We start from the raw sequence: 17,893 nt of genomic DNA, 5'->3' as shown, positions 1-17,893 counted from the left end.
CACCAGCTTATTTCAAGGCAGAGGACGATGTCTTTACCTCCGGTCAAAAAACACGAACATATGCCCGCCGGGCAAGGCGGCGCCTGCTGCGCGCACGACGGCTGCGACGCGCCCGCCAAGAACGCCCAGGCCCAGGCCGGACACGATCATGCGGGCCATGATCACGCGGATCACAGCCACGCGGGCCACGACCATGCCGGCCATGACCACGCGCACGATCACAAGCACGATCGCAGCCACAAGCACGACCACGGCGGCGACGCCTGCTGCGGCCATGGCGATGGCCAGCCCTTCACCGTTTCGGGCGCCGGCGCGGCCACGCTGACCGCCGGCCCGGGCCAGTCGCTGGCGCGCCTGCGCATCGGCCAGATGGACTGCCCCACCGAGGAAACGCTGATCCGCAAAAAGCTCGACAACATGGCCGACGTCCACGCGCTGGACTTCAACCTGATGCAGCGCGTGCTGACCGTGGTGCACGCCGAAGGCGCGCTGGACCGTGTCATGGCGGCCATCAAGTCGCTGGACATGACGCCCGAGCCCCTGGCCGACAACGCTCCCGGCACGCCAGCCCCTGCCGCCAAACCGGTGAACTGGTGGCTGATCGGCGGCTCCGGCGTCCTGGCCGCGCTGTCGGAACTGTCGCATTTCGCCGGCTGGCCGCTGGGCGTCACCGCAGCCCTGGCCGTGGCCGCCATCCTGGCCTGCGGCATCAGCACCTACCGCAAGGGCTGGATCGCCGTACGCAACGGCAACCTCAACATCAATGCCCTGATGAGCATCGCCGTCACCGGCGCCGTGCTGATCGGCCAATGGCCCGAAGCGGCGATGGTGATGTTCCTGTTCAACGTGGCCGAACTGATCGAAGCCCGCTCCCTGGACCGGGCGCGCAACGCCATCCGTGGCCTGCTCGACCTGGCGCCGGAAACGGCGACCGTGCGCCAGGCCAATGGCGACTGGCTCGAAGTGCCCGCCGCCAGATTGCAGGTGGGCGATATCGTGCGGGTACGCCCGGGCGAACGCATCGCCGCCGACGGCATCATCGTCAGCGGCAGCTCGGCGGTGGACCAGTCCCCCATCACCGGCGAAAGCCTGCCCGTGGAAAAGACGCAGGACGACCCGGTCTACGCGGCCACCGTGAACGCGGCCGGCTCCTTCGAATACCGCGTCACGGCGGCCGCCGGCAACACCACGCTGGCGCGCATCATCCACGCCGTCGAACAGGCGCAAGGCGCGCGCGCGCCGACCCAGCGCTTCATCGACCGCTTCTCGCGCATCTATACGCCGGCCGTGGTGGGCATCGCGGTGCTGGTGGCGGTGCTGCCGCCGCTGTTCTGGAACCAGCCCTGGTTCGACGCCATCTACCGCGCCCTGGCGCTGCTGATCATCGCCTGCCCCTGCGCGCTGGTCATTTCCACGCCGGTCAGCATCGTCAGCGGCCTGACCGCGGCCTCGCGCCGCGGCATCCTGGTCAAGGGCGGCGTGTACCTCGAAGAAGGCCGCAACCTGAAATGGCTGGCGCTGGACAAGACCGGCACCCTGACCCACGGCAAGCCGGTGCAGACCGACATCCAGGATTGGGACGTGTCTGACCAAAGCCGCCAGCCGGCCGCGCTGGTCGCCGCCAGCCTGGCCGCCCGCTCCGACCACCCGGTATCGCTGGCCGTGGCCAATGCCGCGCGCGACGCCGGCACGGCCTTGCTGGACGTGCAGGACTTCACCGCCCTGCCCGGCCGCGGCGTCAGCGCCACGCTGGACGGCGTGACCTTCCAGCTGGGCAACCGCCGCCTGATGCGCGAACTGGGCGTCTCCAGCCCCAAGCTGGAAGCGCGCCTGGACGAACTGGAGCGCCAGGGCAAGAGCGCCATCGCGCTGACCGACGGCAATCGCGTGCTGGCCGTAGCCGCCGTGGCCGACACGGTCAAGCCGACCAGCGCCGCCGCCATCGCGGACCTGCACGCCCTGGGCGTACGCACCCTGATGCTGACGGGCGACAACACGCCCACCGCGCAAGCCATCGCGCAACAAGTCGGCATCGACGAAGCGCGCGGCGACCAGTTGCCCGAAGACAAGCTGGCCGCCATCGAAAGCAAGCTGGCGTCTGGCGGTCGCGTCGGCATGGTGGGCGACGGCATCAACGACGCCCCCGCCCTGGCGCGCGCCGACATCGGCTTCGCCATGGGCGCGGCGGGCACCGGTACCGCCATCGAGACGGCCGACGTGGCCCTGATGGACGACGACCTGCGCAAGATCGGCACTTTCCTGCGTCTGTCCCACGCCACGCATCGCGTGCTGGTGCAGAACATCGCGCTGGCGCTGGGCATCAAGGCCGTGTTCCTGGCCCTGGCCATGACCGGCAACGCCACGCTGTGGATGGCGGTGTTCGCCGACGTGGGCGCGAGCCTGCTGGTGGTGGCGAACGGCCTGCGGCTGTTGCGGGCGGCGCCTGCGGCACACTGACGCGGAGCAGTCCGATTCCCGGTGGCGCATGCATTGCATGGCCGCCGGGAAAAGCAGGCCTCAGCCCGCCTGCTCTTCCTGCGGCCAGTCGCGCAGCACCGGCGCGTCCGGCGCGCCAGGCCCCACGTCGCGCAGATGGTCGTGCTGCAGCAGCGCCATGCGGTAGGCGTCGCGATAGCCGCCGTTGGAAAAGAACTCTTCCTTCAACAGTCCTTCGATCTGGAAGCCGCAGCGCTCATAGATGTGCACGGCGGCGGTGTTGTCCTTGTCCACCACCAGATAGACCTTGTGCAGGTTCAGCACGCGGAAGGCATAGCCCACAGCGATGCGCGTCGCCGCCTTGGCGTAGCCCCGGCCCTGATAGCTGGGCGCGATGATGATCTGGAATTCGGCGCGGCGGTGGATGTAGTCGATTTCCACCAGCTCGACCAAGCCGGCGGGCTGCCCGGTGTCGTGCTCGATGATGAAGCGCCGCTCGTTCTGGTCGTGCAAGTGGCGGTCATACAGGGCGACCAGTTCGTCGTAGGCCTCGTAAGGCTCTTCGAACCAATAACGCATGATGACGTCGTTATTGTTGATCTTGTGCACGAAGTGCAGGTCGCCACGCTCCAGGGGGCGTATTTTGATATCGGTTGTGACCGACATGGTGATACCTCCGAAAGTGCGCCCATTGTAAGCGGGCGCGGCCCGGCGCGCTGGCGCTCAGCCGCCCGAGAACGCCGGCAGGCGTTGTTCTATGCGCCGCATGACCTCATTGGCGGCGGACGACAGCGGCCGCCCCAGCCGCAGCAGCGCCTGGCATTCGGGCGCGCTCAGGATGGGATGCGCGATGGGAATCGCCACCAGTTCGCCGCTGGCCAGCTCATGATGCACGCCCAGGTTCGGCATCAGCGTCACGCCCGCTCCTGTCATCGCGTACTGCTTCAGTACGCGCAGCGAATTGGTGGTAAGGCTGGGCGTCAGATGGATGCGCTCGGTGAATTCCAGCAGGTCCACCGCCTGGCGCAGCCCGTAGGGCGCGGACATCAGCGCGAAGGGATACGGCATGATGTCGGCGATGGTCAGCGGCCCGCGCCTTGCGGCCAGGGCATGGCCGCGGCCCGCCAGCAGGCAGACCGGATGCTTGCGGCTGGCGCGGCAGCGCAGCCGCGGGTCCACCGGCGGGTTGTAGGCCAGCCCGATGTGGGCCGCGTCCGAGGCCACCGCCTCGACCACCTCATTGACCGAACCGACGTTGACGCTGATGTTGATCTGCGGATATTCGATGCAGAACGGCCCGACCACGTGTTCCATCAGGCCGTCGATAAAGCCTTCGCTGATCATCAGCTGTACGTTGCCGCGCTGCATGCCGCGCAATTCCTGCAGGCGCGCATTCAGATGCTCCTGCTGGGCGCGGCAGCCGCGGTGGTACTCCAGCAGCATATCGGCGGCCTCGGTGGGCGTCAGCCCGCGCGAGCGCCGCTCGAACAACTGCACGCCCAGTTCCTTTTCCAGCAGCTGGATCTGCCGGCTGATCACGGAGGCCGCGGTATCCAGCTTGTCGGCCGCGCCCCGTATCGAGCCGCAGGCCATGACCTCGTTGAAGTACTTCAGGCGGACCTGGCTGATTTCCTGCATATCCCGCGTTCCTGGGGCGCCTGGTGGCGCCGGTTGAAGGTGATTCAAGCGTTGCCCACAGGGCAACGATAATTTATCACCCCGGTCATTGTTCGGAACGCCACTGTCTTCCAATAATGGCGGCCGCGGAAGCCACAGGGTTTCCGGCCCAACCCCAGCCAGCGCGGGCGCCAGACCCGCGCGAGGAGACATGCAATGCCCCATCCGACCACGCCGGGCGCGGACCCGCGCCTGGCCCCGCTCTATCGCAAGATCACGTGGCGCCTGCTGCCCTTCCTGCTGCTCTGTTACGTCTTTGCCTACCTGGACCGAATCAACATCGGCTTCGCCAAGCTCCAGATGCAGCAGGACATCGGCATTTCCGACGCCGTCTACGGCCTGGGCGCCGGCATCTTCTTCCTGGGCTACGTCATCTTCGAAGTGCCCAGCAACCTGTTGCTGACCCGCATCGGCGCGCGCCGCACGATCAGCCGCATCATGGTGCTGTGGGGCCTGACCTCGGCCTCGATGCTGTTCGTGCAGGGCGAATGGAGCTTCTACGTCCTGCGCTTCATGCTGGGCGTATTCGAAGCCGGCTTCGCGCCCGGCATGATCTTCTACCTGACCTACTGGTACTCGCAGTCGCGCATGGCCGGCGTCATGGCGGTGGTGATGCTGGCCGGCCCCATCGGCGGCATCGTCGGCGGCCCCGTGTCGGCCTGGATCATGACCGCGTTCTCGGGCGCGCACGGCCTGGACGGCTGGCAATGGATGTTCCTGCTGGAAGGCCTGCCTTGCGTACTGCTGGGCGTCATCGCGTACCGCTACCTGGACGACAAGCCGGCCGAGGCCAAGTGGCTCAGCGCCGACGAAAAAGCGCTGCTGGCGGCCGACCTGGAGACCCGCGGCACGCAGCAGAAGCACGCCTTCAAGCAGGTGCTGCGCGACCCCGTCATCTACGGCATGGCCCTGACCTACTTCTGCCTGATCTGCGGCATCTATGCCGTCAGCTTCTGGCTGCCCACGCTGCTCAAGCTGGCGGGCGTGCACGACACCATGGAGATCGGCCTGTATTCCGCCATCCCCTACATCGCCGCGGCGGTCTTCATGCTGTGGTTCGCGCGCAGCTCGGACCGCATGCAGGAACGGCGCTGGCATACGCTGATTCCGGCGCTCCTGGCCGGCGTGTCCCTGTGCATCGCCACCGCCGCGCCGACGCAATTCGCGCTATCCCTGAGCGCCATCACCCTGGCCACGGGCTTCATGTGGGCCTCCTACACGGTATTCTGGGCGATTCCTTCGCAGTACCTCAAAGGAGAGGCAGCAGCCGGCGGCATCGCCCTCATCAACAGCATCGGCCTGCTCGGCGGATTCCTCAGCCCGTCCATCATCGGCTGGTCCAAGGAAGCCACGGGCACGCTGGCTGGCGGCCTGTACGTGATCTCCGCCTTGCTGGTGGCAGGCGCCTTGCTCCTGCTGGTGAACCGTCCGCCCCGTTCCGCGCCCGCCCGCGCCTGAAGTCCAACCCACAGGAAACGATCATGCATATTCTGGTTGCTGGCTTCCAGCACGAAACCAACACCTTCGCGCCGTCGCTCGCCGCCTACGACAACTTCGTGCGCGGCGAAGGATTCCCCGCCATGGTGCGCGGCAAGGACATGCTGGCGCTGCGCGAGGTCAACATCCCCGCCGGCGGCTTCATCAACGCGGCGCTGGCCCAGGGCCATACGGTCGAGACCGTGATCTGGGCGGGCGCCAGCCCCTCGGCCCATGTAACCCGCGACGCCTACGAACGAATCGCCGGCGAAATCCTGGACGCGGCCCGCAACGGCAGCTACGACGCCGTCTACCTCGACCTGCACGGCGCCATGGTCGCGGAACACCTGGACGACGGTGAAGGCGAACTGCTGGCGCGCGTGCGCCAGATCGTCGGGCCCGACGTGCCGGTGATCGCCAGCCTGGACCTGCACGCCAACGTCACCGCGCAGATGCTGCAGGAAGCCGACGGCCTGGCCGCGTTCCGCACCTATCCGCATGTGGACATGGCCGACACCGGCGAGCACGCGGCGCGCCTGCTGCAGGCCCGCATCGCGGCCGGCGACAGCTGGAGCCGCAGCGAACGCCGCCTGCCCTTCCTGATTCCGATCAACGGCATGTGCACGATGCTGCAGCCGTCCAAGGGTGTGTACGAGCTGCTGGAAAGCCTGGAGCAGACCCCGGGCGTGGCCTCCATCTCGTTCGCGCCCGGCTTTCCGGCGGCGGACTTCCCCGAGTGCGGCCCGGTGGTCTGGGCCTACGGCACCGATGCGGCAGCCGTCGAACGCGTGACCGAAACCCTGTACCAGCGCGTGCTGGAACTGGAGCCGCAATGGTCGCCCGACTTCCTCGATCCGTCCGAGGCCGTGCGCCGCGCGCAGGCGCTGGCGGCGGGCGCATCGCGCCCCGTGGTCATCGCCGACACGCAGGACAATCCGGGCGCTGGCGGCGACGCCAACACCACCGGCATGCTGCGCGCGCTGGTGCAGGCCGATGCCCAGAATGCCGCGCTGGGGCTGTTCTACGACCCCGAGGCGGTACGCCAGGCCACGGCGGCCGGCATCGGCGGCAAGGTCCGCCTGAGCCTGGGAGGCCAATCGGGCGTGGCGGGCGACTCCGCTTTCGAAGGCGAGTTCGTGGTCGAAACCCTGTCGCCCGGCAAGCTGCGCTTTGACGGGCCGATGATGAACGGCATGGACGTGGACCTGGAAGCCGTGGCCGGCCTGCGCATCGGCGGCGTGCGGGTGGTGGTCAGCGCCACCAAGTCGCAGATGCTGGACCGCAACCTGTTCCGCGTCGGCGGCGTGCAGCCCGAGGAGATGGCGATACTGGTGGTGAAGAGTTCCGTGCACTTCCGCGCGGACTTCCAGCCCATCGCCCACGAAGTGCTGGTGGCCAAGGCGCCCGGCCCGATGCAGGCCGACCCGGCCGACCTGCCCTGGACCCGGCTGCAGCCCGGCATCCGCGTGCGGCCGCAAGGCAAGCCGTTCTCTTACTGAACGCCCCGCCCCGCCGCCAGCCGGCGGGGTTTGCTTTCGCGCGGCGCAGTGGCAGACTGGAAGCATGAAAAAGCTCCATACGCTCGCCTATCCGCGCCTCGGCGCGCCGGACTCCGCGTTCATCGAGGAGTTCCGGCGCCAGCATGACGGCCAGCATCCGCTGGTGCAGGCGCACTTCACCATGGCATTCGGCTGCGCGGGCATCGACGAACAGGCCTACCAGCAGCACCTCGAAGAGGTCGCAGGCCTGCACGGCCCGATAGACTTCGTATGCCGTTACGCCATGCTGGGGGCCGACCCCGCGCACGCTTACGCGTACCTGGTTCCCGATGAAGGCCACAGCCAGCTGTCGCGGCTGCATGACGCCCTGTACCGCCAGGTGCTGGCGCCGACCTTGCGCCTGGACATTCCTTATGTACCGCACATCACCATGGGGTCGTCCACCAACCGCGCGCTGATGAAATCGCTGTGCGATGAATTGAACCGCAACGGACTTGAAATTCGCGGCACGGTCGACAAGTTGACGATGGCTGTCCTGGAAAATGGCGTGCTGACGGACCTGACTTCGGCCCGGCTTTCCGGCTGAGGGGCCCGGCACCGCCTGCCCCGCCCCCGCTCACTACTTCAGCTTGCCCTGCGGATTGACGAAGTCTTCCAGCGTCAGCCCCTTTTCCTTCAGGATGGCTTCCAGCAGCGGCTGCAGCTTGCCCAGGCTTTCCTGCACGGTTTCGCGCACGGTATCGACCACCACCTGGGTGCTGCGTTCGATCTCGATGTTGACGAAATCGCCCACCTGCTTGTCCTCGAACACCGTCATGCGGCGGGTTTCCGGAATCAGCCAGACCTCGAACCAGCCCTCGACGCGGTTGACCTCCGATACGGTCAGGCTGGCGCCGTTGATGGCGATATAGCCCTTGGCGAAGACATACTTGCGGAATGCCTCGGGGATGCTGAAGCGCATCAGGCGGTTGGTATCGGACGACTTCACCATCACCACTTCAGAGGTGAAATCCACGTGCCCGGACAAGGGATGGCCGCCGATCTCGGCGCCGTCCTTGGCGGCCCGCTCGACGTTGGCGCGGTCGCCCTCCTGGTAGCTGCCCAGGGTGGTGATGGCCAGGCTTTGCAGCATGACGTCGAAAGTGGCCTGGTTCTCGGACAGGATTTCCGTGACGGTCAGGCAGACGCCATCGGTGGACACGCTGGCGCCGATGGCCAGGTCCACGCAAAAACCAGGGGGGAAATCCAGCGTGAAAGTGCGCAGGCCTTCGCGATCCGCGATCTTGGCGATCTTCGCGGTGCCTTGAACAATACCGGTGAACATACGGATCCTGAATGCGGGGCGGCGCCCCTGAAGCAAAACATCAACGTTAACCGATATTTTGCCAGGGGCCGGGCCGCCCGCAAGCCGGGATCAGTGGCGGATGGCGATCGTCTTCAGGGTGGTGAAGCCGTACAGCGCTTCAAAGCCCTTCTCGCGGCCATAGCCCGACTGGCGCGAACCGCCGAAAGGCAGCTCCACGCCGCCGCCAGCGCCGTAGTTGTTGATGAAGACTTGACCTGCGCGCAGCTTGCGCGCCAGGCGCAGCTGGCGGCCGCCGTCGCGGGTCCAGACGCCGGCCACGAGGCCGTACAGCGTGCCGTTGGCGATTTCCAGCGCCTCTTCCTCGGTGTCGAACACCATGGCGGCCAGCACCGGGCCGAAGACTTCTTCCTGCGCCAGGCGGCTGTTGGGCGGCACGTCGCGGAACAGCACGGGCGGTTGGTAGAAACCGGCCTCGGGCGTGCCTTCCTTCAATTTGCCGCGGGCCGCGACCTTCATGCCTTCAGCTTCGGCTTCAGCCAGGAAGCCGCGCACGCGGTCCTGCTGGCGCGCGTTGATCAGGGGGCCCACGTCCAGGTCGGCCGCGGCCGGACCGGTAACGGTGGCCGAGAACGCGTCGGACAGGCGCTTGAGCACCGTTTCGTACACGCCGCGCTGGATCAGCACGCGGCTGCCGGCCGAGCAGGTCTGGCCCGCGTTCTGGATGATGGCGGCCAGCAGCACCGGCATGGCGGCGTCCAGGTCGGCATCGTCGAACACGATCTGGGGCGACTTGCCGCCCAGTTCCAGCGTGACCGGCACGTGGTTTTCGGCGGCGGCATGCGCCACCATCTTGCCCGTCTGCGGCGAACCGGTGAAGGAGATGTGGTCGATGCCCGGGTGGGCGGACAGCGCCGCGCCGGCTTCATGGCCATAACCCGTGCAGATGTTCAAGGCGCCTGCCGGCAGGCCGACCTCGGCCGCGATCTCCGCCAGCTTCAAGAGCGACAGGCAAGCGTCTTCCGCGGGCTTGACCACGCACGCGTTGCCCGCGGCCAGGGCCGCGCCGACGCTGCGGCCGAAGATCTGCAGCGGATAGTTCCAGGGCACGATGTGGCCGGTAACGCCGTGAGCTTCGCGCACCGTCAGCACGGTGAAGCCCGGGGTGTAGGGAATGGTCTCGCCATGCAGCTTGTCGACCGCGCCGGCATAGAACTCGAAGTAGCGGGCAACGGCGGCGGCGTCGGCGCGCGCCTGCTTGATGGGCTTGCCGGTGTCGGCCGATTCCAGCTGCGCCAGCTCTTCCTGACGCTCCAGCAGCGCAAAGGCGATACGCATCAAGAGGCGGCTGCGCGCAGCGGGCGCCATCTGGCCCCACTCGCCTTCAAAAGCCTCGCGCGCCGCGGTCACGGCGCGGTCCATGTCCGCCGCGCCCGAACGCGCGATCGCCTCGAAGGGCTTGCCATCGGACGGGTTCAGGACGGGAATGGTTTCACCGGTGGCGGCGGCCACCCATTGGTTGGCGATAAAGTTCTTCTGAGTCACGATGTGCGGAGTAAAGTAGCGGCCGAACGGCCGGTTGCGGGGATATGGCGTCGCGCGCGGGTTGCGTTTTGGTTTCGGATCAAGGTACGGGAGCGCGCCGCAACTTGTCAATTGAATTGACAGCTTTTGTCCCAAGGGTCAGGATATTTCCCGACCACCTCGGGTAATCCCTAATAATTCAGCGGCTTAACGCCACCCCGGATTTGTCATGGTGACTGACAAGCCCGGCAATGCATGTAGGAATGACGATGAGCAATGTGCGGGATCCACAGCTGGAATCGCTGCTGCAAGCCGTGGACCGCCCCCGTCCTGAATTGGACGTGCTGGCGGAAGTGGCTTCGGGCCTGGGCTACGTGCGCGCCGAACGCTTTGCCGAGCGCGTCTACGAAAGCCTGTTCTATGCCATTGCCACCGGCAAGATCGCGCCCGGCAACAAGCTGCCAACGGAACTGGAGCTGGCCGCGCTGTTCGAGGTATCGCGACCGGTGGTGCGGCAGGCGCTGGATCGGCTGCGCGAAGACCAATTGGTGGACTCCATCCGCGGCTCTGGCACCTATGTGCGCGCAAAACCCGACCTGATGGGCGGCATGCCCGCGGTCGACCCGGCGCGCCGCGTCGGCCATATCCTGGAAGGCCTGGAACTGCGCATGGTGATCGAACCCGAATGCGCCTACCTGGCTGCGCTGCGCCGCACCGACGAAGACCTGCGCGAAATGGACCGCATGCTGACCGGCTACGAAGAAGCCGACGCTTCCGGCGCCATCGCCCACCATCACGATTACGGATTCCACCGCGCCATCGCCGCGGCCACCAGCAACCAGCGCTTCGTGCAGGTGCTGAAATCCCTGGAGTACGACGTCAGCCACGCCGTGAACGTCATGCGCCACCTGGTCCACAGCGAACCCTGGAAGCGCACCCGCGCCGCCATCGAAGAACACCGCCACATCTACCGGCTGATCCAGGAACAGGACGCCGAAGGCGCGCGCAACGTCATGCGCGCCCATATTGAAAAAGCCCGCAGCCGCATGCTGAACAGCGGCTCGGAACATTGAGCAGGAAGCCTTAACTACATGTCATCGCAACAACGCCCCTCCCTGGACCTGAACCAGCAGCTCGTCGTCGTCACCGGCGCCAGCCGCGGCCTGGGCGCCGCCATCGCCCGCGCCTTCCTGCGCGAAGGCGCCAAGGTCGTCGTCAACTATCTGAACAGCGCCGAACGCGCGCAGGCACTGGCCGCCAGTGCGCCGGACCGCGCCATCGCGCTGCAGGCCGACGTGCGCGACCCGGCCGCCGTCGCCGCCATGTTCGCGCAAGCCGCCAAGCATTTCGGCCAGCCCGTGACCACCGTCGTCAACAACGCCCTGCCCGCCTTCCAGTTCAACGGCGATGCCCGTCCGCATGCCGGCGCGCTGGACTGGACGCAGATGAACGCGCAGCTGGAAGGCAGCGTGCGCGCCGCGCTCAACACCACGCAGGCCGCTCTGCCGGCCATGCGGACCGCTGGCGGCGGGCGCATCATCAACGTGGGCACCAACCTGGTCCAGAACCCGGTGGTGCCGTACCACGACTACACCGCGGCCAAGGCGGCGCTGCTGGCCTTCACCCGCACCTTGTCGCATGAACTGGGCGCGGACGGCATCACCGTCAATATGGTGTCGGGAGGCTTGCTGCGCACCACCGACGCCTCGGCGGCCACGCCGGACGCGGTCTTCGACATGATTGCCGCGGGCACGCCGCTGCGCGAAGTCACCACGCCCGAGCAATTCGCCGACGCCGTGCTGTTCTTCGCCAGCCCCTGGTCGCGCGCGGTGACGGGCCAGAACCTGATCGTCGACGGCGGACTGGTGAAGGGTTGAGCCGCGCTGCGCCAACACGGCGCGCCGCGCGCTATGCCTGCAATCGTCTCGCGCTGATTTCCACTGCGGCGTACTTGATGCCCTTGAGCGCGGCGTCCTCGCTCACGAAGGCGGAATCGCCCACGCCTATCCGCGTCCATTCGCGGCCTGGCGCGGTGCGCACCCAGGCTTCGTAGCCTTGCTGGGACGCAAGCGGCCTGAGTTCGTATTCGAGCTGATGCCCGTTGAGCCTGATCACTCCGGTTCTCATTGTTTTCTCCCCGGCGCCTCAACGCTGGCCCGCGATGGCGCAGGCGCGCATCAGGATGTGCCCAGGCCCCGCGGGCGTTGCGCGGTAGTCCTGCGCCCGCACCACTTCTGACACGCGCTGCCCGTCCGCCATCCATTGGCGGGCGACGCTGACGACATCGGTGAACTCGGGTTGCGGCCCGTCCAGCAACCAGCCGACGATGGGGACGCCAGGCATGACGGCCACACCAGGAGAAACCTGATCCAAATCAAGGGGCTTCATACTCCTCTCCGTTCAGGGAACTGTAGGGAGCGTAGACGCCGGGTCAATTCTCAGGCATTAGAAAACCGCAAAAAATAGAACATTTTGTGTATTCCCCGCCAGCGGCGCGGAGCAATCATCCCTGGCTGAGCACGCCACGCCGGGTGGAAATAAAAATTCACACATAAACTATCTGGGTGGCGCCGAGGAACGGCTGCCTCTCATTGCGCGGCAGCCAGCTCGGCGGGCGCCAAGGTCGCCGGATCGCGCGCAACCGTCGTTTCGATTGCCACGATCTGGCCGTTCTCCATCCGTATCAGGCGGTCGGCCAGATGGAAATAGCGGTCGTCGTGGGAGATCACCAGCACCGCCTTGCCGCGGGCCCGCAACTCCGGCAGCAATTCGCGGTAGAACACGTCCTTGAACAGCGGGTCCTGATCGGCCGCCCATTCGTCGAACAACAGGAAAGGCCGATTCTCCAGGTACGCGACCACCAGGGCCAGGCGCTTGCGCTGCCCCTGCGACAGGGCTTGCGTGGTGAAGGCCCCGTCGCGCACCTGCACCTTGTGCTGCAAACGCAGCTTTTCAAGCAAGGCGTTGCCCTGCGCGTCCAGTTCGGCGGACGCGGCATCGAGCGTATGTTCGAACAGGTGAAAGTCGGAAAAAATGGCCGAAAACGTCTGGCGATAGCGATCACGGCTGCGGTCGTCCACCGGCTCGCCATTGAGCAGGATGGCGCCCTGCTCCGGCCGATATAGCCCGGCAAGCAGTTTGGCCAGCGAGGTCTTGCCGCTGCCGTTCCCCCCGACCAGATAGGTGATCTGACCCGGCGAAAAATCCAGGTCTACGGGCCCCAGGGTGAACATGTCGTCAGCCCCTTCGTGGTAATAGCGATGACAAACGCCCCGCAGCGCCACACTCGTCAAACCCGGTGTAGTCGCGGGGGCGCCATCGCCCTCATCATGTTCAAGCTGCGAGGTGATTTCGTCGATGCGCGCACCCGACACCTGAGCCAGATTGGCGCGCGGCAAGGCGATCAACAGATTTTCCAGGGGCCCCACGATGTAGACGAAGATCAGCGCGAAGCCGGTCATGACGCTGGCGCGGTCGGGCACATCGCCCACCAGCGCGAACAAGGTCAAGCCGATAAAGCCGTAGAGCAGGAAATTGCCCCAGGCCGACGACACCAGAAAGATCGACATGCCCAGCGCGCGTTCGCGTCGCACGGTCTCGATGGAGCGGCCCAACACGTCGTCGGCAAAGCGACGGCGCTTGACGGCGTGCAGACGCAGTTCCTTGGCCCCCTCCACCAGCGAACGGAAATGGCCGAACAAGCGGTCCTGCTCCTTGGAAGCCACCTCCAAATGCCGGATCGCGCGCAGATGCGCCAGATGGTACCCAAGAGAACCGAGCCCGATGACGGCTACCGCCGCCAGAAACACCTGCCAGGATAGCCATGCCATATAGGCCAGGCATCCCGCCACGATGATGGCGTTGACCAGGATCGTCGGAAAGCTCACAAAGAACTCGGCCACCCGCGCGCTGTGTTCCGACAGGGCCGATTGCACCTTGGGACCGCCGATCTCCTCCAGCCGCCGGTAATCCGCAGCGACAACCCGCGCCGAGATGAAGCGCCGAAGGTCGGCATGGGCGCGTTGGTTCAACCGCTCGAACAGCACCGAGGCCGTCATCTGGCTCAGCATGGCCGCCACCGCGAAGGCCGCGAAGCGCCATGCCAGCGCCGCGCGCTCCGCCGAAGAGGCCGCGGTCAAGGCCGCATTGATCTGAGTGAGCAGCAGCACGCCGCACACGCCCTGGGCAATGCTGGCCAATGCCGCGGCCATCAGCAGCTTGCGCGACTGTCGAATCAGGTAAGAAAGCAAGGGAATCGCCTCGGACTGGGATGGAGAGGGACGCGGGCACGGCTCGCGCGGCCATGGCTTCGGGAACCATCTACACCTAGACGAGCGGCGCGGCCATATGTTTACGTGAGCGATGCGCCAACGGCATCAAGGAAGCAGAAGCAACCGCTCCAGCGCAGGATCCCGCTCGATCTCCTCCTCATTGAATGGGAAAGACAGCCAAGCCTTGCGGGCGTACCGCAGCACGGGCCCCCAGCCCTGACCGTTGGCCACCGCGTTCTCATCCTGGCCGTGCGCCAGCAGCGTATGCGCCTGCATGCCGGACGGGCTGAAACGCACGACCTGAAGATAGCTGTTGCCCAGGGTGTCCGGGCCCATCCGGGCACCGCGATCTTCATTGCAAGCCACGGTGAAATAGCCCGCCGAGTCGCATCCGCCATAGAGGGGAAGGTGTCGCCCGCCGCTGGTCACAAAGCGGCGCGTTCCCAGCGCGCCATCCAACAGCCAACCCTTGTCGCTGAACTCGAGCACGGTCGCCGCCAATGCCCGGGCCGCCGCGCCCCGCCCCGCGCGCGGCTCGCGAGGAGTTTCCAGCGGCGATTCGCTGGCAAACGCCACCTCATAAAGATCGTCCGCCTGAATCCGTTCCAAGCGGGCCCAAAGCGCCTCCCACAGCAAGGCGCCCCGGTCATGCGCGTCAGCCTTGTTCGGCCAACGGCGCAGGATTTCGCACGCTGGCGCTATGTCGACCTTTTGCGAGACCGACTCCCCTTTACGCAATGCTCCCGGCTCCCCCGCCGCCAACGCATCGGCATCCAGCTCGACCTCCGACCGCACGCAAGCCTGGACCAGCACGTCGTCCTTGAACAACTCGGCGGCATGGTTCCTGGGCGCGAGCACCTCCCGCATCAGTCGCCGGCTCAGGGCTTCCGAGGACTCGGCCTTGTCTTGAATCAGGTCGAGCGCCATGCGGTGCCCCAGTCTCCCCCGCAGCCCCAGCGGCTGGCGCTCTCCGCCCAACACCGCCGCGTATCCCTCCAGCGGCTGGGCGACATTGCTGAGCCAGTAGCTGTCGTTCATGTTCGCCACATAGTCCTCACGCAGCAGCGAAGGCATTGCCGCAGCCGGCATCGCGCCGGCCTGCGCCGCCGCCGGATCCGACTGCCATTCGCAATCCGAACGGCTGCCGTCGAGAACCGGCGTGATAGGGTCCACGCTGGCGAACGCTTCAGCCAGCGCCGTGGCGCACGCTTTGCGCAGCGCATCCGGAACATTTGGCGCCGCGCCGACGTCTCCAAACCAGACCCGGCCGGCCCCACGCCCCTCGCCACGACCTATCGCCACCGTGTTGACCCAGGGAATAGCCGCCTCGCGGCGTTGGATGCCGATGAAGTCGTCCAGCGACTTCGCCTGGTTCCAGTAGAAGAAATTGCGGAAGATGCGAAAGTTGTCGGCGTTCACATCGCGGATCGCCAAGGCGTGCGCCGTGCCCCAGCCAAATGCCGCGTGGTGTCCGCCCAGATCCACCACCGGCCCGTATCGGGTCCGGTAGAAGGTACGCGTCAGGCGCTGCGCACTTCCGTCTTCCGCGCGCACCTCGACGGCGACTTCGCGTGTCGTCATCGCCTCCACCTTGCCGTCGACTAGGTAGCGCGTCGGATCCGCCGCATTCAGCGCCAGGTCGAACAATCCGAAGCGGCGCGCCTGTGACACCGTATGACTCCAGGCCACATCGCGGTTGAAACCTATCATGACCATCGGCATGCCCAGAAAGGCCACGCCCGCCACGTCGAGCTTCCCAGGAATCGTCAGCTGCATCTGGTAGAAGCGATCCGGCCCGCCCCAATACCAGTGCGGGTTGCCGAACAGCACCGCGCCGTCGCCGCCGGTGGCCGCGCTTCCAAAGGCCAGTACATTGCTGCCGATGCCGGGCTGCGCACCGATGGTTTGAGCCAACCGGCTGCGCAACGCGGCGCGTCCGCCCGCCCCTTCCTGCGGCACGGCAGCGGGATCAGCGGGCCTGGAGTTGGCCATCTCTGTGACGAACTTGGCATAACCGGCGGCGATCTGGGCCGCATACATGCGCCGATGGACGTCGTCCGCCGAAATATCGCGCACCCAGGGCTGATTCAGACAAGGACGGCCGACCGCCAACGCCCGACCGGCGCGGACATCCGCCAGGTAACGGTTGTAGCCCGCGGCGAACCCTTCGACGAGCTGGTTCAGTTCGGGCGGCTCCTGCTCCCGATAGCGGGCCAGGACCTCTCCATCGGCGTAGGCGCGAAAGAAAAAATCCAGATCGACGTTCTTCGGCCGCCCGAAGGTGGAGTCCCGCACCGGCCGCTCTTCGGCGCCGAAGAACCACGCCCGCCTGCCCTCGTAGGTCACGAACGCTTCGGCCAGGGTGCACAGCGCATCCTGGGCCTGCGCGTAGCCGACGCCGACGCCGAGTCCTAGCCAGCTTTCCGCGCGAACATGAGGGATACCATCGGTGGTGCGTCGAATCTCGACGCCTGTTGCTTGCGCTCGAACTCCAGGTTCATCCGCCTTTGCATGGGCGCCGCCGGCCAGCGCCAACGCACCGCCCAGCATCAATCTCCAGACACACGCAATGATCTGGCGCCGTTTCGCCGCAAACCGGTACGCGAAGCGCATCCTTCAAATCCTTCCTGTAGGTATGGCGCGCCGATGCCGACCATCCGGCTTCGGCGCCCTGAGGCGTCATGCCGCCGGCATCGCCGCCATGTGCGCCAGCCCCTGGCGCAGGGCCGGAAACAGGCTGTTGTTGAAGTTGTTCCAGCGCAGTTCCAGGATCGTGTCCCGCGGGTCGATGCGCGTATTGAGCACGTCCAGAATCACTTCGCCTGAATCGATGCCATTGTCGACGTAGTGAAACGACGCTCCGGTCATGTCCACCACCGGCACCTGCTTCGTTTCGCCGGTCTGCCAATCCACGACCTTCTGTCCGCGAGCTCCATGCAAGGCGTCGAGCGTCGCGCAGGCTCCCCGTCGCTCATAGGGTGATTCGATCCTGGTGATGCCAGGGTGGATGTTGACGATCTTCCGATGGAACGGCGCACCAGGGCGCACCAGTTCGTCCAGTATGACCAGCAGGCCATCGAGCACCACCAGTTCGGCGCCCAGGACCAGCAGTTTGTCCAGCAGGCGCGCCTCGAAGGTGCGCTTACCAGCGGGCCGGTCCGCCGCGTCCAGCGGCAGCCGCCGATAGGTCGATGGAACCGAACAGAGCAGGTCGTTCACCCGCCGCCCACCCGCCTCGAGCGCAGGCGGATAGAACCATTGCCCGCCGGGCCGCCATGAAAAACCATAGTCCCCCACGCTCTCGCGGTCCCGGACCGAGCCCTCGTCGTCGTCGAAGATGACCGCTTCCAACGAATAGGCATCCCCCAGCTCGGTCCCGTTCAAGGTTTCAGCCAGGTACTCCAGCGGCGACTTCATATAGCGCCGTCCGCCCTTGTACTCAATGTGCTGCCCGGCCCTGTCGGCCGCGGCATTTCTCAAGGACCAAACGTAAACCAGCTTCGTCTTCGTCATCTGCGCCAATAGAAAGAAGATTTGAAAAGCCACAAGACCCCGCACGCCACGCAAACAAGACGAAATAACCACTCGCTTGTTTAGCAGCAACTTCCCGGCCCGCCCTTCCGCGGTACGTCCCGGGAAAAGCTGGCTCGGCCCGCCTAAACAAAACCCGATGCGCAACGTCTAGTTCGCTACATCGAGGCAGCCAG

The 17,893-nt window shown here is 66.3% G+C and carries 15 protein-coding genes; 6 read left to right on the top strand and 9 right to left on the bottom strand.

The window, feature by feature from the left end; genetic code table 11:
- Window positions 1-60 precede the first annotated feature (60 nt).
- Entirely contained in the window at window positions 61-2,457 is a 2,397-nt protein-coding gene (locus HV793_RS11365) for a heavy metal translocating P-type ATPase (RefSeq protein ID WP_483396367.1), read from the top strand.
- Window positions 2,458-2,517: 60 nt separating this feature from the next.
- Here HV793_RS11365 and speG read toward each other — a convergent pair whose 3' ends face one another.
- The gene (gene speG / locus HV793_RS11360; RefSeq protein ID WP_013393257.1) at window positions 2,518-3,102 is read right to left on the bottom strand and encodes a spermidine N1-acetyltransferase; all 585 of its coding nucleotides are present in this window, start codon (window positions 3,100-3,102) and stop codon (window positions 2,518-2,520) included.
- Window positions 3,103-3,159: 57 nt separating this feature from the next.
- Window positions 3,160-4,074, bottom strand: coding sequence for a LysR family transcriptional regulator (locus tag HV793_RS11355; protein WP_119449121.1), 915 nt, complete (start codon window positions 4,072-4,074; stop codon window positions 3,160-3,162).
- Between the two features lie 195 nt (window positions 4,075-4,269).
- On the opposite strand from HV793_RS11355, the gene HV793_RS11350 reads away from it, so the two are divergent.
- The 3 genes from HV793_RS11350 (at window position 4,270) to HV793_RS11340 (ending at window position 7,674) form a co-directional block, all read left to right on the top strand.
- Window positions 4,270-5,571 carry an MFS transporter gene (locus HV793_RS11350; protein ID WP_175162611.1) on the top strand — a complete coding sequence of 434 codons (1,302 nt, stop codon included), beginning with the start codon at window positions 4,270-4,272 and terminating at the stop codon, window positions 5,569-5,571.
- A gap of 23 nt (window positions 5,572-5,594) precedes the next feature.
- Window positions 5,595-7,088: a M81 family metallopeptidase gene (locus HV793_RS11345; protein ID WP_119449119.1), complete on the top strand. Its 1,494-nt coding sequence runs from the start codon at window positions 5,595-5,597 to the stop codon at window positions 7,086-7,088.
- Between the two features lie 64 nt (window positions 7,089-7,152).
- Window positions 7,153-7,674 (top strand): 2'-5' RNA ligase family protein, encoded by a 522-nt coding sequence (locus HV793_RS11340; RefSeq protein WP_175213187.1) that lies wholly within the window; start codon window positions 7,153-7,155, stop codon window positions 7,672-7,674.
- A 33-nt stretch (window positions 7,675-7,707) separates the two neighbouring features.
- Here HV793_RS11340 and HV793_RS11335 read toward each other — a convergent pair whose 3' ends face one another.
- Together HV793_RS11335 and HV793_RS11330 are read right to left on the bottom strand one after the other, a co-directional pair.
- Window positions 7,708-8,412: a riboflavin synthase subunit alpha gene (locus HV793_RS11335; RefSeq protein ID WP_175213186.1), complete on the bottom strand. Its 705-nt coding sequence runs from the start codon at window positions 8,410-8,412 to the stop codon at window positions 7,708-7,710.
- 90 nt (window positions 8,413-8,502) lie between these two features.
- The gene (locus HV793_RS11330) at window positions 8,503-9,939 is read right to left on the bottom strand and encodes an aldehyde dehydrogenase family protein (RefSeq protein ID WP_175213744.1); all 1,437 of its coding nucleotides are present in this window, start codon (window positions 9,937-9,939) and stop codon (window positions 8,503-8,505) included.
- A 245-nt stretch (window positions 9,940-10,184) separates the two neighbouring features.
- Between HV793_RS11330 and HV793_RS11325 the strand changes: the two genes are divergently transcribed.
- Both HV793_RS11325 and HV793_RS11320 read left to right on the top strand, forming a co-directional pair.
- On the top strand, window positions 10,185-10,988 hold the full coding sequence (locus tag HV793_RS11325) for a FadR/GntR family transcriptional regulator (RefSeq protein ID WP_054456557.1): 804 nt from the start codon (window positions 10,185-10,187) through the stop codon (window positions 10,986-10,988).
- An 18-nt stretch (window positions 10,989-11,006) separates the two neighbouring features.
- Window positions 11,007-11,792 carry a 3-oxoacyl-ACP reductase gene (locus tag HV793_RS11320; RefSeq protein WP_175162609.1) on the top strand — a complete coding sequence of 262 codons (786 nt, stop codon included), beginning with the start codon at window positions 11,007-11,009 and terminating at the stop codon, window positions 11,790-11,792.
- Window positions 11,793-11,823: 31 nt separating this feature from the next.
- Here the strand turns inward: HV793_RS11320 and HV793_RS11315 are convergent, their stop codons facing one another.
- The 5 genes from HV793_RS11315 to HV793_RS11295 form a co-directional block, all read right to left on the bottom strand.
- Window positions 11,824-12,042: a hypothetical protein gene (locus HV793_RS11315; RefSeq protein WP_125472666.1), complete on the bottom strand. Its 219-nt coding sequence runs from the start codon at window positions 12,040-12,042 to the stop codon at window positions 11,824-11,826.
- Between the two features lie 18 nt (window positions 12,043-12,060).
- Window positions 12,061-12,303 (bottom strand): hypothetical protein, encoded by a 243-nt coding sequence (locus HV793_RS11310; protein WP_054456554.1) that lies wholly within the window; start codon window positions 12,301-12,303, stop codon window positions 12,061-12,063.
- A 200-nt stretch (window positions 12,304-12,503) separates the two neighbouring features.
- The gene (locus tag HV793_RS11305; RefSeq protein ID WP_175213185.1) at window positions 12,504-14,165 is read right to left on the bottom strand and encodes a cyclic peptide export ABC transporter; all 1,662 of its coding nucleotides are present in this window, start codon (window positions 14,163-14,165) and stop codon (window positions 12,504-12,506) included.
- Between the two features lie 126 nt (window positions 14,166-14,291).
- Window positions 14,292-16,799, bottom strand: a complete 2,508-nt coding sequence (locus HV793_RS11300; protein ID WP_217481780.1) for a penicillin acylase family protein — start codon at window positions 16,797-16,799, stop codon at window positions 14,292-14,294.
- A gap of 66 nt (window positions 16,800-16,865) precedes the next feature.
- Window positions 16,866-17,699 carry a formyl transferase gene (locus HV793_RS11295; protein ID WP_175213184.1) on the bottom strand — a complete coding sequence of 278 codons (834 nt, stop codon included), beginning with the start codon at window positions 17,697-17,699 and terminating at the stop codon, window positions 16,866-16,868.
- Window positions 17,700-17,893: the final 194 nt, after the last annotated feature.

Origin of the sequence: Achromobacter aegrifaciens, from assembly GCF_902859965.1 — a bacterium.
In the GTDB taxonomy this organism is placed as follows: domain Bacteria; phylum Pseudomonadota; class Gammaproteobacteria; order Burkholderiales; family Burkholderiaceae_B; genus Achromobacter; species Achromobacter aegrifaciens.
The sequence above is the reverse complement of the archived record's forward strand: the minus strand, read 5'-3'. Positions and strand labels throughout refer to the sequence as shown.

Coding starts and splice junctions, on each gene's coding strand:
- HV793_RS11310 (WP_054456554.1), bottom strand. CDS start 12,303: ATGAAGCCCCTTGATTTGGATCAGGTTTCTCCTGGTGTGGCCGTCATG.
- HV793_RS11365 (WP_483396367.1), top strand. CDS start 61: ATGCCCGCCGGGCAAGGCGGCGCCTGCTGCGCGCACGACGGCTGCGAC.
- HV793_RS11315 (WP_125472666.1), bottom strand. CDS start 12,042: ATGAGAACCGGAGTGATCAGGCTCAACGGGCATCAGCTCGAATACGAA.
- HV793_RS11355 (WP_119449121.1), bottom strand. CDS start 4,074: ATGCAGGAAATCAGCCAGGTCCGCCTGAAGTACTTCAACGAGGTCATG.
- HV793_RS11335 (WP_175213186.1), bottom strand. CDS start 8,412: ATGTTCACCGGTATTGTTCAAGGCACCGCGAAGATCGCCAAGATCGCG.
- HV793_RS11345 (WP_119449119.1), top strand. CDS start 5,595: ATGCATATTCTGGTTGCTGGCTTCCAGCACGAAACCAACACCTTCGCG.
- HV793_RS11295 (WP_175213184.1), bottom strand. CDS start 17,699: ATGACGAAGACGAAGCTGGTTTACGTTTGGTCCTTGAGAAATGCCGCG.
- HV793_RS11325 (WP_054456557.1), top strand. CDS start 10,185: ATGAGCAATGTGCGGGATCCACAGCTGGAATCGCTGCTGCAAGCCGTG.
- HV793_RS11300 (WP_217481780.1), bottom strand. CDS start 16,799: ATGCGCTTCGCGTACCGGTTTGCGGCGAAACGGCGCCAGATCATTGCG.
- speG (WP_013393257.1), bottom strand. CDS start 3,102: ATGTCGGTCACAACCGATATCAAAATACGCCCCCTGGAGCGTGGCGAC.
- HV793_RS11340 (WP_175213187.1), top strand. CDS start 7,153: ATGAAAAAGCTCCATACGCTCGCCTATCCGCGCCTCGGCGCGCCGGAC.
- HV793_RS11320 (WP_175162609.1), top strand. CDS start 11,007: ATGTCATCGCAACAACGCCCCTCCCTGGACCTGAACCAGCAGCTCGTC.
- HV793_RS11350 (WP_175162611.1), top strand. CDS start 4,270: ATGCCCCATCCGACCACGCCGGGCGCGGACCCGCGCCTGGCCCCGCTC.